This is a genomic window from Acidimicrobiales bacterium (genome assembly GCA_036273495.1).
Lineage (GTDB): Bacteria > Actinomycetota > Acidimicrobiia > Acidimicrobiales > JAJPHE01 > DASSEU01.
In genome coordinates, this window is sequence record DASUHN010000227.1 from 1 (window position 1) to 14651 (window position 14651).

The window sequence follows — 14651 nt, forward strand, 5'->3', positions numbered from 1 at the left end:
AGGGGAGCGCCGACCCGGACGCCTGGGCCAGCGGGCCGAAGGGATAGCGCGCCAACACCGCGGCCAGGGCGGCGGTGGCAGCGGCGTGGTCGGCGCCGCCCGACCCGCCCGCCCCGGCCTGGCGACGCGCCGCGTCGGACGCGGCCAGAGTGGCGGCGTCGGCCGAGCGCTGGCGCTCCGCCGCGGCCTGGGCGGCGGAGACGAGGACGTCGAGCGCCTGCTGTTGAGCCTGGAGCCGGGACTGGTCCGCATGCAGCCCGGTGAGCGACCGGTCGTAGGCGGCCTCCGCCGAGGCGAAGCTCCGGCTCTCGGCCGCGTAGCGAGCGACCAGACGATCGGCGGCGGACGCGGCGACGTCGACGAACGGTGTCGGGGCCTCGGCCGGCGCCCCGTCCAGAGGCGTGTCGTGCATGTACGCCTGCACGGCCATCCCCACGACCGCGGCGCGCATGCGCCGGTATTCCGAGACGGCTGCGCTGTGGGCCAGCTCGGCCTCGACCAGCGACGACTGGACCCGGTCGACGCGGTCGGACAGCTCGGCGATCTGCATCAGCACCGCCGACTCCTGGGCCGCCAGTGACGCCGCGTCCTGGGCGCCGCCCGCGAGGGCCGGAGAGCCTGGAGGTGCGGGCGCGGTGGCCGCTCCGGCGTCGGGAGCCGGCGCCGTGGCGGCAATGACGGCGACGAGCACGGCCAGCATGGCCCCGACCAGGCCCGGCCCGCGCCGCGCCCGGCCCCGATTCCCGGTCCGGCGGGTGGCCATGAGTAGCTTTATCGGTATTCAGGCGATTTCTCTGTAACGGCCGATGGCCGCGACCGGGCGGCGACGCGGAAGCGAGGGAGCGATGAGGGTCGGGGTCCTGACCGGTGGCGGGGACTGTCCCGGTCTCAACGCGGTGATACGCGCCGTGGTGCGCAAGGGGGAGACGCACTACGGGGACCAGCTCCTGGGCTTCGCCGACGGCTGGCGGGGCGTGGTGGAGGGCCGGACCCTCCCCCTGGACGTGGAGCGGTGCCGGGGCATCCTGCCCCGGGGGGGGACCATCCTCGGGACCTCCCGGACCAACCCCTACAAGATCGAGGACGGCGTCCGGCAGGCGCTGGCGACGCTCGAGGCCAACCGGGTCGACGCCCTGGTGGCCATCGGAGGTGAAGACACTCTCGGTGTGGCCCACAAGCTCGGCTCCGAGGGGGTCTCAGTGGTCGGAGTACCGAAGACCATCGACAACGACCTCTCGGCCACCGAGGTGACCTTCGGCTTCCACACCGCCGTCCAGATCGCCACCGACGCCATCGACCGCCTCCACACCACGGCGGAGTCCCACGACCGGGTGATCGTGTGCGAGGTGATGGGACGACACGCCGGATGGATCGCGACCTACGCCGGAATTGCCGGCGGCGCGGCCGAGATCATCATCCCCGAGGAGCCCTTCGACATCGAGATGATCTGCACCAAGCTCCAGGAGCGGCACCGGAAGGGTCGGTTCGCGTCCATCGTCGTGGTGGCCGAGGGAGCCCGGCCCCTCGAGGGGACCATGTCCCTGGTGTCGGGCGAGGTCGACCAGTTCGGCCACGAGCGCCTGGGCGGGATCGCCACCAGCCTGGCCGAGGAGATCCAGCGCCGCACCGGGTTCGAGTCGCGCGTCACCATCCTGGGACACGTCCAGCGGGGCGGAACGCCAACGGCGTTCGACCGGGTGCTGGCCACCCGGTTCGGGATAGCCGCCATCGACGCCGTTCACGACGGGGCCTTCGGACAGATGGTGGCCCTGCGGGCCGACCACATCGAGCGGGTGCCCCTGGCGGAGGCGGTGACGGAGCTCAAGACCGTCGACCCGACGCTCTACCACGGCGTGGCCGACGTCTTCTTCGGCTGACCGTCCGGCCGGTCAGGCCCCCGCCGCCCGAAGCAGCTCGACCAGGTCCGCGGCGATGGTGGGGGAGGCGGCCACCGCCATCTCGTCCGACGGCGATCCGCCGGTCAGATCTCCCGTCCAGGCGCCGGCCTCGGCCGCCACGAGCACGCCGGCCGCCCGGTCCCAGTGGTGGGTGCCCGACTCGAAGTAGGCGTCGAGGCGTCCGGCGCCGACCCAGCAGAGATCGAGGGCCGCCGACCCGGCCCGCCGGATGTCCCGCACCACGGGGAGCACACCCGCCACGATCCCGCCCTGCCGGGCCCGCGTGCCCGAGTCGTAGGCGAACCCGGTGCCGACCAACGCCGAGGCCAGGTCCGTTGGGGCGCGCACCGTCAGCCGCCTGGTGCCGAGCCACGAGCCGGCCCCCTTCTCGGCGGTGAACGTCTCGTCCCGCAGCGGGTCGTGGACGACCCCGGCAACCACCACACCGTCCACCTCGGCGGCCACCGACACGGAGAAGGCGGGAAACCCGTACAGGAAGTTGACGGTGCCGTCGAGCGGGTCGACGACCCATCGCACCCGGGACCGCCCCGCCGTGGTCCCGCCCTCCTCCCCGAGCACAGCGTCGTCGGGACGACGTTCCCGCAGGGTCCTGACGACGAGGGCCTCGCTGGCCCGGTCGAGGTCGCTCACCGGATCGGTCGGTGTGGACTTGGACTCGACCAGGGTGGCCCCCGACGCCAAACCGTCCAGCAGGAGGCGGCCGGCGGCCCGGGCCGCCTCGACCGCCAGGGCCAGCAGCTCTCCCGCGGCCGGCTCATCCACCTCGTCGCCGGGCCGCTCCACCCGGCGAAGCTATAGCGTGCATGCGGCATCGGGGGAGGCTTCGGAGGCCGGGTATGCGCGACTTCTCGGAGAAGGTGGCGGTGGTCACTGGCGGCGCCAGCGGCATCGGGGAGGGCCTGGCCGAGGCTCTGCTCGGAGCGGGCGCGACCGTCGTCCTGGCCGACATCGAGGCCGGCGTCCTCGACGACACCGTGAAGCGGCTGGGGGAGCTCGGCCCGGTCTCGGCTGTCGTCACCGACGTGTCGAACCCGGACTCGGTCGAGGCATGCGCCCGCCACGTGTACGAGACCCACGGCGTGTGCCACCTGCTGTTCAACAACGCCGGGGTGGGCGGAGGCGGGGTGGCCAAGCCGTGGAACTGGACGCCCAACGACTGGAAGTGGTGCTTCGGCGTCAACGTCTTCGGCGTCGGATACTGCGTGGCGTCGTTTGTGCCGCGCATGATCGCCGGCGGTCAGGAGGGGTGGATCGTCAACACGTCCTCGACCGACGGGGGCTTCCAACCCCTCCCCGACCTGGGCGTGTACGCCTCATCGAAGGCGGCGCTGACCTCGTACACCGAGTGCCTGGCCAATGCGCTGATCAACGAGGGGACCCAGCTGCGGGCGGCGGTCTTCTATCCGGGAGGAGACGGGCTCCTCGAGACGCGGCTGTGGAACAGCGGACGCAACCGGCCCCCGGAGCTGGCTCGCGAGCATCCGCACGTCGACCAGCAATGGGACTACCAGGAGGTGAAGGGCCGCATCCTGTCGTCCGGAGGCAAGGTCGCCGATCTGGTGGGCCAGGGCCGGATCGTCCTCGACGGCATCAGGGCGGGTCGTTTCGTCATCGGACTCGACACGGCATCGGGTGCAGAGCTGCTGCGCGAGCGGGCCGAGCGCACCGGGCGCGGGGAGCTTCCCACGGTCCAGCGCGGCGGCGTGTTTGACTGAGGACGCCTGATTCAGGTGAGGTCCGCTCAAGTGGGAAGCGCGAGGGAAGGTTCTCGATGAAGCACTACGTGGTCATCTCGGCGGACTGCCACGCCGGCCCGGACTCGCCCGTGTACCGGGAGTATGTGGATCCCGCCTACCGGGACGAGTTCGACGACGAGCTGGCGGAACGGCAGCGGATGCTCGAGCAACGCCGGGCCGAGGCCGGTGCCTCCCCGTTCGTCGGAGACGACGAGTTCAAGGAGGAGTGGTTCGGGGTCGACGACGAGGGCAACAGCCTCCACGAGCTCGGCCTGCGGGGCGGGTGGGACGCCGCGACCCGGGACAAGGAGCTGGACGCCGACGGGGTGTGCGGGGAGGTGGTCTTCCCCGGCCCGGACGCCGTCACCGGAACGATGGGCGCGCCGTTCGGAGCCGGATTCAACCCGGTGGCCACGCGCAGCCCCGCTCACCTGCTGGCGGGCGCGCGCGCCTACAACCGGTGGGCGGCGGAGCTGTGCAGGGAGAGCCCGGAGCGGCGGCGGGGGCTGATCGTGGCCCCGTTCCTCGGTGACCTCGACGGCGCCATCGCCGAGATCAGGCGGGCGCATTCCGAGGGCCTGACGGGGGGGATCATCATCCCGCCGCGGTGGATGGGGCACGAGTCCTACACCAGCTACCGGTACGACCCGGTCTGGGCCGTGTGCGAGGAGCTGTCGTTGCCGGTGCACTGCCATTCCGGACCGGCCCCCCAGGAGGACTACGGGGACGTGCGCGGGTGGATGAGCGTCTACGGCTACGAGACGATCTTCTTCACCGCCCGTCCCCTGTGGTTCATGCTCCTCACCGGGGTCTTCGAGCGCTTCCCGCGGCTGCGCATGGCCGTGACCGAGGCCGGGAGCTACTGGGTGCCCGACATGCTGTGGCGGATGGACATGATGGCCACCCGCGAGCACGGCATGCGCAAGATGGTCGACACCCGGGGGATCCTCAGCATGCTCCCGAGCGAGTACTTCGACCGGAACTGCGCCATCGGCTCTTCGAACACCCGGCGCCGCGAGCTCGGACGCCGCTACGAGATCGGTGTCGGCAACATCATGTGGGGAAACGACTTCCCCCACCCGGAGGGGACCTGGCCCTACACCCGGGCCTTCCTGAAGGAGCGGTTCGCGGACATCCCCATCGACGAGACGGCGCTGATCCTGGGGGAGAACCAGGCCGAGTTCTACCGGTTCGACCTGGCCGCCCTGCAGCCGATCGCGGACCGCATCGGCCCGACGCCCGAGGACCTGGACCAGGACCACGAGGCGGCGGTGGCCCGGTGGGAGCCGTTCAGGCGGGCCGGACGGCCCTGGCTCACCGGCGAGGAGGCGGGGGCCCTGCTCACCGACGCCGCCGACGCCGTCAACCGGGCCGACTGGCACGAGAGCCACGGCAGCCCCGGGTCGCCCGCCAGCCGCCCCGGCCGGGAGGCCTGACGTGGACCGCTACACGGTGATCTCCGCCGACTGCCACGCCGGCGCCCCCCTGCGGGACTACAAGGAGTTCCTCGAGAGCCGCTACCACGAGGACTTCGAGGGCTGGGCGGCCGGTTTCGTCAACCCCTTCGCCGATCTCGAGCGACCCGATGCCGACCGCAGCTGGAACAGCGAGCGCCGGCGCAACGAGCTCGAGGAGGACGGGATCGTGGGGGAGGTGATCTACCCGAACACCGTTCCGCCGTTCTTCCCGAAGGGCGGCCTCACGGCTCTCTGCCCCGGCCCCGACGAGTTCGAGCACCGGCTGGCGGGCCTGCGCGCCCACAACCGCTGGCTGGCCGCCTTCTGCGCCGAGCTACCCGACCGGCGGGCCGGCATCGGCCAGATCCTGCTCAACGACGTCGAGGAGGCGGTGCGCGACGTCCGGTGGATCGCGGACAACGGCCTGCGGGGCGGGATCCTCCTGCCGGGAATGCCGCCCGACGCCCCCGTGCCGCCTCTGCACGCTCCGGTGTACGACCCCGTCTGGCGCGCCTGCGAGGAGCGGGGCGTGGTCATCAACGCCCACGGGGGCAGCGCGTCGCCCGACTACGGGGACTGGCCGGCGTCCCAGCTGCTGTGGCTCATGGAGACGACCTGGTTCTCCCACCGCCCCCTGTGGTCGATCATCCTGTCGGGGGTCTTCGACCGGTTCCCCGGCCTGCGGCTGGTCCTGGCCGAGCAGGGCAGCGGATGGGTGCGAGCCGCACTTGACGCCATGGACCAGCACTACCGCAGCATGTCGGGAGGCGGTATCGGAGAGCTGCGCACGGTCGGTCGCCACGGCCTGGAGCGCATGCCCAGCGAGTACTGGCACTCGAACTGCTACGTGGCCGCCAGCTTCATGCACCCGGCCGACTGCGCCCGGCGGGACCTGATCGGCTCCGACAGGATCATGTGGGGCTCGGACTACCCGCACCTCGAGGGGACCTATCCGTTCTCCCGGGAGGGGATGAGCCTCACCTTTGCCGGCCTCGCCCCCGACGAGGCCCAGGCCCTGTTGGGGGGCACGGCCGCCCTGGTCTACGGCTTCGATCTCGACGCTCTGGCGCCCGTGGCCGCCCGGTGCGGACCGGGCGTGGACCAGGTGGCGGCCGGGCTGAAAGCCGTGCCGGAGGGGGCCACCAGCCTGGCGTTCCGGGAGCGCCCGCCGCTCAACGTCTGAGTCGGCAGGGGCCGGGCGGGAGGGTCACTGCCCGTAGATCCACTTCCGGGACGAGTTCGGGAACAGCTCGATCAGCTGCCCGTCGGGGTCCCGGAGGAACACGGCGGTGCCGATGTGGGTGTCGGCCAGGACCTCGCCCCCCAGCTCCTCGACCCGGGCGGTGACGGCGTCCACGTCGTCGACGCTGAAGGACAGGTGGGTGAGGCCGGGCTGATTGACGACCCGTTCGGCGGCGGGGGGATTCCCGGGGCGGCGGAACTCCATCAGCTCGAGGATGAACCCGTCCTTGCGCAGGTAGGCGGCGCGCAGGCCCACCGGGGCGGGGACCCGGAGGAGGCGGTCCGACGGCGTGTCGGGGACCTCGATCTCGTTCAGCGCCTCGAATCCGAACAGCTCGACATAGAAGCGCCGGGAGCGCTCCAGATCGGTCACGCAGTGGCCGACGTGCCCGAACGACGTGGTCGTGCCCACGGCTCCTACGCTAACCCGGTGCGGGCCTTCAATCCCTTCGACGCCGCCCAGGCGCAGAACGCCGATCCGATCCTGGCCGAGCTGCGCCGGGAGACCCCGGTGGCCCTCATCGGGGAGGGCATGTACTACGTCACCCGTCACGCCGAGTGCCGCGAGGTGCTCCGGGACTCCTCCCGGTTCACCAACGCCCAGGGCTTCAAGGCCCCGGGGGTCGTGATCCTGCCCGAGGAGCGCCTCCTCGGGGAGCTGGACCCGCCCCACCACGCCCGCGTGCGCCGGGTCATGGTCACCGCCCTCACCCCGACCATCGTCCGCAGCGCCGAGGGGTTCATCGGGGAGGAGGCCGACCGGCTGCTGGCCGGGGTGGCCGGGCCCACCGCCGACCTGGTGCCGTCGTTCACCGTGCCCCTGCCCAACCGGGTAACCGTGCACCTCCTCGGGCTGCCGGCCGGGGACTCAACGGCCATCGCCGGGTGGGCCAAGGAGCTGATGGAGAGCGACTTCCCCCGCACCAACCGGACCGAGCGGGGAGAGGGATTTGCCGCCGCCTTCCCTGATTTCGCCGGCTACATCGACGAGCGCATCCACGCCCGCCGGGCAGCGATCGAGGCCGGCCACGATGTGCCCGACGACGTGCTCACCCGCCTCCTGCGCCTCGACGTCGACGGGGAGCCGCTGGTGCAGAGCCAGCTGCGCGCCCTCGTGCGCAACCTGATCACCGGCGGTCTCACCACCACCAGCCAGCTGCTCGGCAACCTCCTGCACGAGCTCCTGACCAGCGAGGAGCTCGAGCGCGCCCTGCGCGCCGCGCCCGGCGCCGTCGACGCGGCCATCGAGGAGAGCCTGCGGCTGTCCCCACCTGTCCTGTTCATTGCCCGGGGCTGCCCGGCCGGCGCGTCCATCGCCGGGACGAGCGTCGAGCCGGGGGAGCGGGTGATCGTGGGCTCGGCGTCCGCCAACCGCGACGAGGCACTGTTCGACGACGCCGACGTCTTCCGGGTCGACCGCGCCAACGCCGACCAGCACGTCACGTTCGGGTACGGACCGCACTTCTGTCCCGGGGCCCATCTGGCGCGCGCCGTGGCCCGGATCGGGGTTGGGGCCTTCCTGGCCCGTTTCCCGGCGGGATCGGTGCGCCTGCAGGAGGGCTACCGGTTCGAGAACGTCCCGACGTTCTTCGAGCGGGGCCCGCGGCACCTGCCGGTCACCGTGGCGGGCTGAACGTGGCGAGCCCGGACGGCCCGACCGTCGACCTCCGTTCCGACACGGTCACCCGCCCGACCCCGGAGATGCGCCGGGCCATGGCCGACGCCGAGGTGGGTGACGACGTCTACCGGGAGGACCCGACGGTCAACCACCTGGAGGAGGTCTTTGCCGCCCGGGTGGGGAAGGAGGGCGCCCTCTTCGTCCCGTCGGGGACCATGGGCAACCAGATAGCCCTGCGCCTCCTCGCTCCGCCGGGGACGGTCGTCGTGGCCGGACGCCGCCAGCACGTCGTGCTGTACGAGAACGGGGCGGGCGCGCGCAACGCCGGCGTCCAGTTCGGGCCGGTGGACGACACGGACGGGGCGTTGGCGCCGGCCGACGTGGCGTACGCCATCGAGGGCGCGGCCCACCACATGCCCCGGGTGGGCGCCGTGTGCGTCGAGAACACCCACATGCCCGCGGCGGGTGCCCCCTGGGCGCTCGAGCGGCTCGACGCCGTCGCCGAGGTGGCGCGGGGAGGCGATGGCGCGCCGGGACGGGCCGTGCCGGTGCACATGGACGGAGCCCGGTTGTTCAACGCCGAGGTGGCCTCCGGCGTGGCCGCGTCCGCGTACGCGGCCCGGGCCGACACCGTCATGAGCTGCCTGTCGAAGGGGTTGTGCGCCCCGGTCGGGTCGCTCCTGGCCGGTGACGCCGCTCTCATGGCCGAGGCCCGTTCGATCCGCGCCGGCCTGGGCGGGGGCATGCGCCAGGCCGGGGTGCTGGCCGCCGCCGGGCTGGTCGCGCTGGAACGCATGGTCGGGCGGCTGGCCGAGGACCACGCCCGGGCCCGGCAGCTGGCCGAGGCAGTGGTGGAACGCTGGCCGGGGTCGGGCTGCGACCCGGGCGCTGTGCGCACGAACATCGTGACCTTCGGCCACCCCGACCCGTTCCGGCTGCTGCGTCACCTCGAGGACCACGGGGTGCGGGCCGGGACGATCGCACCGGGCGTAATGCGTTTCGTCACCCACCACGACGTCGACGACGCCGGTGTCGAGCGGGCCCGCAAGGCGGTGGCGGGCGCCCCCTGATCGCGGGCTGAGGCCGGATGCGCCCCGCCCCGGTCGGTACCCTGGCCCGCCATGGCCGCTCTGCTCGATCCGGTCCCCGAGCGGGCCCTGGCCATCTACGCCCACCCCGACGACGCCGACATCTCGTGTGGCGGGACCCTGGCCCGGTGGGCGGGGGCGGGTTCGTCGGTCCACGTCGTGGTCTGCACCAAGGGGGAGAAGGGCAGCTCCGACCCCGACGCCGACCCGGAGGAGCTGGCGCGCACCCGCGCCGGTGAGGTCGATCGCGCCGCCGAGGCCCTCGGCATCGCGGGCTCCGTGCTCCTCGGTCATCCCGACGGAGAGCTCTACGACGAGCGGGGGCTGGTGTCCGAGCTGGTGGGCCACGTCCGCCGTCTGCGGCCCGAAGTGGTGGTGTGCCCCGACCCGACGGCGGTCTTCTTCGGTCAGCACTACTACAACCACCGGGACCATCGGACCGTCGGATGGGCCGCCCTCGACGCCGTCTCGCCCGCCGCCGCCCAGCCCCACTACTTCCCGGACGCCGGCCCCGCCCACCAGGTCTCGGCGGTCCTGCTGAGCGGGACCATCGAGCCCGACGTCTGGGTGGACATCTCCTCGACGTTGGAGCGCAAGACCCAGGCGGTGCTGTGCCACCAGAGCCAGCTGTCGGGCGGGGGGGAGTGGTTCCGCGCCGCCGTTCGGCAGCGGGCCGAGGAGGGGGGCCGGGAGGCGGGTGTGCGCCTCGCGGAGGGGTTCCGGCGCCTGTGGCTGGTACCCACGTGACCTCCCCCGTCCGGGAGTGGCTGGTGGCCGGGGGTCTCGTCGAGGGGCCGGAGGGCATCCTGCTGGTGCAGAACCGCAGGCGCAACGGCTCGATCGACTGGTCGCCCCCCGGTGGGGTGATCGAGGTGGCGGAGGGGGAGACCGTCACCGCCGGGCTCACCCGGGAGGTGGCCGAGGAGACCGGGATCACCGTCACCTCCTGGGACGGCCCCCTGTACCGGGTCGAGGCGGTGGCAGCCGGCCTGGGCTGGCTGCTGCGCGCCGAGGTCTACCGCGCCACCGCCTACACGGGGGATCTCGACCCCGGGGACCCGGACGGGATCGTGGTCGACGCCCGCTTCGTGGAGCCGGACGGCTGCATCGACTGGCTGCAGGCCGCCCACCAGTGGGTCCGCGAGCCGCTCCTGGCCTGGTTGGGGGAGAGGTGGGTGGAGGCCCGGAGCTTCCGGTACCGGATCGACGGGCTGGCCCCGGGCGCCATCACCGTGTTCCGCGAGAACGGCTGAGACCGGAGCCGTGTCGACCCCGATCCTGCATGTCGACATGGACGCGTTCTTCGTGGCCGTGGAGCTGCGCCGCGACCCCTCGCTCGTGGGCCGCCCGGTCGTGGTTGGCGGGACGGGGAACCGGGGCGTGGTGGCGTCGTGCTCGTACGAGGCGCGCGCCTACGGAATCCACTCCGCCATGCCGACGGCGCGCGCCCGCCGGCTCTGCCCCCGGGCCGTGTTCCTGCCCGGCCGGTTCGACGACTACCTGGCCGCCAGCGCCGACATCCACCGCATCTTCCTGTCGTTCACCCCCCTGGTCGAGGGCGTGGCGCTCGACGAGGCCTTTCTCGACGTGTCGGGCGCCGTCCGCCTCTTCGGCGCCGCGCCCGACGTGGCCCGAGTGATCCGCCAGCGGGTGCACGAGGAGATGAGCCTGGACTGCTCGGTGGGCGTGGCGCGCTCCAAGCTCGTGGCCAAGCTGGCGTCGAAGGCGGCCAAGCCCCGCGCCACCCCGGGGGGCCCCGAGCCGGGCCCCGGCGTCGTCGTGGTCCGCCCCGAAGAGGAGCTGGTCTTCCTGCACCCGAAGCCGGTCACCGCCCTGTGGGGGGTGGGCCCCGCCACGGCCGGCCGCCTGGCCCGCATGGCCGTGACCACGATCGGGGACCTGGCGGCGGCCCCGGTCGAGTCGCTCGTGGCCGCCCTCGGCTCCGCTGCCGGCCGCCAGCTCCACGAGCTGGCCTGGGGGCGCGATCCCCGCCGGGTCGAGCCGTGGCGGGCGCCGAAGTCGGTCGGGCACGAGGAGACCTATGCCCACGACCACCACGACCACGAGCCCCTGCGCCGGGAGGTCGTCCGGATGGCGGATGCGGTGGCCGGGCGCCTGAGGAACGCCGGCCTGCAGGGCCGGACCGTCACGCTCAAGGTCCGCTTCGGGGACTTCTCCACGATCACCCGCTCGCACACGGCGCCGGCGCCCGTCGACACCGCCCACGACATATCCCGGTCGGCCCTCGCCCTGCTGGAGGACGTCGACGTGGTCGACGGCGTGCGCCTGCTGGGGGTGAGCGTGACGGGGCTGAGCCCGGGCCAGGGCCAGCAGCTGACGCTCGACGACTGGGCCGCCGGCCAGTGCGGTGACGACTGGGACCGCGCCGCCGAGGCCGTCGACGAGATCCGGCGCCGGTTCGGAGACGGGGCCGTGGGCCCCGCCGCCCTGGCCGGGGCCCAGGGCCTGCGGGTGAAGCGGCTCGGCGACACGCAGTGGGGCCCGGCCGAGCGCGGCCGGGACCACGGAGCCGCAGGGGAATCGTGACGACCCGGATAGCCGTCGTCGGCTGCGGCTTCATCGGTGGGGTGCACTCCGCCGCCCTGCGGGCCCTCATCGCCGGGACGCTCGTCGATGCCCGGGTCGTCAGCACCTACGACCTCGAACCGGCGCGGGCCCAGCGGTTTGCCGGCGCCCACGCCGGCTGCACGGCCGCGGCCAACGTGGAAGAGGCCCTCGACGCGGCGGACGCGGTGTGGGTCTGCACGCCGACCAGCTCCCACCTCCCCGTGGTGGCCGCGGCGTGCGAGCGGGGTGTAGCGGTGTACTGCGAGAAGCCCCTGGCGCCCACCCTCGTCGAGTCCGAGGAGCTCGTGGCAACAGTCGCGTCCGCCGGGGTCCCGGCCCAGGTCGGGCTGGTGCTGCGGTCGGCGCCGGTGTTCGTCCGGCTCCACGAGGCCCTGCAGGACAGCGCGGCCACCGGGCCGGTTATGAGCGCGGTGTTCCGGGACGACCAGTTCTTCCCGATCCAGGGTCACTACGGCTCGACCTGGCGGGCCGACCGCGCCGTGGCGGGGGGCGGGGCCCTGATCGAGCATTCGATCCACGACCTCGACGTGCTCACCTGGCTGCTGGGTCCGGTCGAGCAGGTGGGAGCGGTCACCGCCAACTTCGCCGGACACCCGGGCATCGAGGACGTGGCCCATGTGACCCTGACCCACAGGTCCGGTGCCTCCTCGGCTCTGGTCAGCCTGTGGCACGGGATCCTCAGCCGGCCGTCGACCCGCCGGCTCGAGGTCTTCTGCCGGGACCGCCTGTTCTGGCTCGACGACGACCTGGTCGGCCCCCTCCACGTCGAGGGGCCGGAGGGCTCCGAGCCCGACCGGGGCCCCGGCCCCGGCTTCCTCCAGCTGGCGGCGTCGCTCCCGGTCCCCGAGGAGTGGCGGCTCCCCCTGGCCGGCTATGCCGCCGCCGACCGGGAGTTCCTGGCCTGCGTGGAGGAGGGCCGGGCCCCGGTGCCGGGGCTGGAAGAAGCCCTGCGGGCCCACGCTCTCGTCGACGCCGTGTACCGGTCGGCGGCCTCGGGCACGCCTGTGGCTGTCGCGTTGTTGTAGGCGTCGGCCTGCGCGAAGATGGTCGGACCGTCGGCCAGGGGTCCGAGGGCCGGCCCGGAGGGGTGGGGCGTTGCCGCTATCCGAAGACGAACAGCGGATTCTCCACGAGATCGAGCGGAGCTTCTACGAGAACGACCCGGACTTCTACCGCCGGGCCACCTCCGAGACGCTGTACCGCCACGCCGGCCGGAACTGCAAGTGGGCGCTGGCGGGGTTCGTGGCCGGGCTGGCCGTGCTCGTGGTCTCGTTCGCCTCGTCGATCTGGCTCGGGTTCGTCGGGTTCCTGATCATGCTGTCCTGCGCCATCGTCTTCGAGGCCAACGCCCGCAAGATGGGCCGGGCCGGCTGGCAGCAGATGTCGAGCTCGATCCGGTCGCGGGGGCTGCCGGACGTGATCTCGGAGACGGGTCGCAAGCTTCGCGAACGGTTCAAGCGGGACTGAGACCGGCGCGACCGGGGACTGAGCCCCGAGCCGGTCAGCTCCGGCTGACCGACCTCCGGGGCCGGGGGTCGAGCCACCACCGGACCCGGCGCCACCGCCCCGCCTGCAGGAGCACCGCCCGCTCCACACCGGCGGCCCGGGCCTCCGCCGCCTGCGACGCGCCCTGGGACCGCCCCGCCGGGGCGTAGGCGGCGTTGGCGGCGTCGGTGGCCAGCTCCTCCAGGACCCGGGCCGCGTCCGGTCCCAGCCCGACCGCGGCGGGGGCCCGGCGGGAGTGCTCCAGGAGGGTCTCTCCCGGGAGGCGGGGCGCGCCCGACAGCGCCAGCCACTCCGCCGCCTCCTCCCAGGCCAGCAGCACCCGCTCCGCCTCCGCCACCGCCTGGCGCCGCCGGCGGCGGCGGCGAGCGACCCGGGCGGCGGGGACGGTGAACAGCCACAGCCCGCCGGCGGCGGCCAGAGCCAGGAGGGCGGCCAGGGGCGAGAAGCTCCCGTGGCCCTTCCCGCTCCCGGTGCGGACCGGGGAGGGGGTGGTCGGCCTGGTCGACACCCGGCCTCCCGCCGGGTTGGCCGGCGCCGTGGTCCCGGTGGCGGCGGGGGTCGTGCCGGTCGTCCCCGGCCCTCCCGCGTTGGCCTGCTGGGGGGTGACGCCCGTGTAGGAGGTGGCCCCGGGCATGCCCCGGCCCGGCGTGGGCTCGAACGCCACCCAGCCGTACTGGCCGAGGAGGACCTCCGGCCAGGCATGGGCGTGCATGCCGAGGACGTGCCACCGGCCGTCGCTCTGGCGCTGGCCGGGCGTGAAGCCCACTGCCACCCGGGTGGGCAGACCGACGATGCGGGCCATCACGGCGAACGCCCCGGCAAACTGCTCGCAGTAGCCCGTCCGCGTCTCGAACAGGAACGAGACCAGGGCGGAGTCCGAATGCCCGGCGGGGGCGCTGAGGGAGTAGGTGAAGTTGTCCCGGAGGTACGTCTGCAGGGCCAGGGCCTTGTCGTAAGGGGTCGGCGCGTCAGCCGTGATCCTCCGGGCCAGCGCCGCCACCTGGGTCGGGATGTTGGCCGGCAGCTGGGTGTAGCGGGACTGCACGACCGGGGAGACGATCTCTCCCGCCAGTGAGGCCTGGCGCAGCTGGGCGGGGGCCAGGACGGGCACGGCCGACGTCACCTGGTACGACTCGCCGTCGGAGGTGGTGGCCTGGCTGATCAGGCTGTCGGACTGGGCGTCCCAACTGACGCCGGGCGCCCCGCCGATGGCCGTGGGCAAGTAGGCGGCGGGGAGCCAGATGCTGCCCAGGTCCGAGATCTGGTAGCGCTGGGCCAGGGGCTGGGCGCCTCCGGGGGGAGGGGGGACCGGTATCTGGGACCCGACGGGGGAGTAGGGCTCGTCCGAGGACCAGATGTTCCCGTCGAAGAAGTCGAGAGAGGTGAGGCGCCAGTAGGCGGGCTGCGCCGCCTGAACGGTGAACAGCTCGACGTCGGACTGGTCGACGAGCCGGGACCGGATGTCCACCAGCGGGCTGACCGTCGTCCGGCGCGCC

Annotated in this window: 15 protein-coding genes; 11 read left to right on the forward strand and 4 right to left on the reverse strand. The window is 73.4% G+C overall.

Annotation, left to right across the window (positions count from 1 at the left end):
* On the reverse strand, positions 1–763 hold a 763-nt coding region (locus VFW24_09690), incomplete at its 3' end, for a hypothetical protein (GenBank protein HEX5267034.1).
* Between the two features lie 82 nt (positions 764–845).
* Between VFW24_09690 and VFW24_09695 the strand changes: the two genes are divergently transcribed.
* The gene (locus tag VFW24_09695; protein ID HEX5267035.1) at positions 846–1877 is read left to right on the forward strand and encodes a 6-phosphofructokinase; all 1032 of its coding nucleotides are present in this window, start codon (positions 846–848) and stop codon (positions 1875–1877) included.
* Between the two features lie 12 nt (positions 1878–1889).
* On the opposite strand, the gene VFW24_09700 is transcribed toward VFW24_09695, so the two are convergent.
* Complete coding sequence (locus VFW24_09700) at positions 1890–2702, reverse strand: inositol monophosphatase family protein (protein ID HEX5267036.1); 813 nt, start codon at positions 2700–2702, stop codon at positions 1890–1892.
* A gap of 53 nt (positions 2703–2755) precedes the next feature.
* Between VFW24_09700 and VFW24_09705 the strand changes: the two genes are divergently transcribed.
* The 3 genes from VFW24_09705 to VFW24_09715 are packed head-to-tail and all read left to right on the forward strand — an operon-like array spanning position 2756 to position 6295.
* Complete coding sequence (locus tag VFW24_09705) at positions 2756–3634, forward strand: SDR family NAD(P)-dependent oxidoreductase (protein ID HEX5267037.1); 879 nt, start codon at positions 2756–2758, stop codon at positions 3632–3634.
* Between the two features lie 56 nt (positions 3635–3690).
* On the forward strand, positions 3691–5091 hold the full coding sequence (locus VFW24_09710; protein ID HEX5267038.1) for an amidohydrolase family protein: 1401 nt from the start codon (positions 3691–3693) through the stop codon (positions 5089–5091).
* A 1-nt stretch (position 5092) separates the two neighbouring features.
* Positions 5093–6295, forward strand: coding sequence for an amidohydrolase family protein (locus VFW24_09715; GenBank protein HEX5267039.1), 1203 nt, complete (start codon positions 5093–5095; stop codon positions 6293–6295).
* 24 nt (positions 6296–6319) lie between these two features.
* Here the strand turns inward: VFW24_09715 and VFW24_09720 are convergent, their stop codons facing one another.
* A complete protein-coding gene (locus VFW24_09720) occupies positions 6320–6766 on the reverse strand; it encodes a VOC family protein (protein HEX5267040.1) in 447 nt (148 codons plus the stop codon).
* Between the two features lie 18 nt (positions 6767–6784).
* Here VFW24_09720 and VFW24_09725 point away from each other — a divergent pair, with 18 nt between their 5' ends.
* The 7 genes from VFW24_09725 to VFW24_09755 all read left to right on the forward strand — a co-directional run bounded on the left by VFW24_09725 (position 6785) and on the right by VFW24_09755 (position 13116).
* Positions 6785–7987 carry a cytochrome P450 gene (locus VFW24_09725; GenBank protein HEX5267041.1) on the forward strand — a complete coding sequence of 401 codons (1203 nt, stop codon included), beginning with the start codon at positions 6785–6787 and terminating at the stop codon, positions 7985–7987.
* A gap of 2 nt (positions 7988–7989) precedes the next feature.
* Positions 7990–9042: a GntG family PLP-dependent aldolase gene (locus VFW24_09730; protein ID HEX5267042.1), complete on the forward strand. Its 1053-nt coding sequence runs from the start codon at positions 7990–7992 to the stop codon at positions 9040–9042.
* Between the two features lie 51 nt (positions 9043–9093).
* Positions 9094–9807, forward strand: a complete 714-nt coding sequence (locus VFW24_09735) for a PIG-L deacetylase family protein (GenBank protein HEX5267043.1) — start codon at positions 9094–9096, stop codon at positions 9805–9807.
* Positions 9804–10313, forward strand: coding sequence for an NUDIX hydrolase (locus tag VFW24_09740; GenBank protein HEX5267044.1), 510 nt, complete (start codon positions 9804–9806; stop codon positions 10311–10313). The genes VFW24_09735 and VFW24_09740 overlap by 4 nt, the downstream gene beginning before the upstream one ends.
* Before the next feature lie 10 nt (positions 10314–10323).
* Entirely contained in the window at positions 10324–11607 is a 1284-nt protein-coding gene (locus VFW24_09745; protein HEX5267045.1) for a DNA polymerase IV, read from the forward strand.
* The gene (locus tag VFW24_09750; protein HEX5267046.1) at positions 11604–12674 is read left to right on the forward strand and encodes a Gfo/Idh/MocA family oxidoreductase; all 1071 of its coding nucleotides are present in this window, start codon (positions 11604–11606) and stop codon (positions 12672–12674) included. The genes VFW24_09745 and VFW24_09750 overlap by 4 nt, the downstream gene beginning before the upstream one ends.
* A 70-nt stretch (positions 12675–12744) precedes the next feature.
* Positions 12745–13116: a DUF3040 domain-containing protein gene (locus tag VFW24_09755; GenBank protein ID HEX5267047.1), complete on the forward strand. Its 372-nt coding sequence runs from the start codon at positions 12745–12747 to the stop codon at positions 13114–13116.
* Between the two features lie 34 nt (positions 13117–13150).
* Here VFW24_09755 and VFW24_09760 read toward each other — a convergent pair.
* Positions 13151–14651 (reverse strand): DUF3488 and transglutaminase-like domain-containing protein (locus tag VFW24_09760; GenBank protein ID HEX5267048.1); only part of this gene is annotated, 1501 nt, incomplete at its 5' end.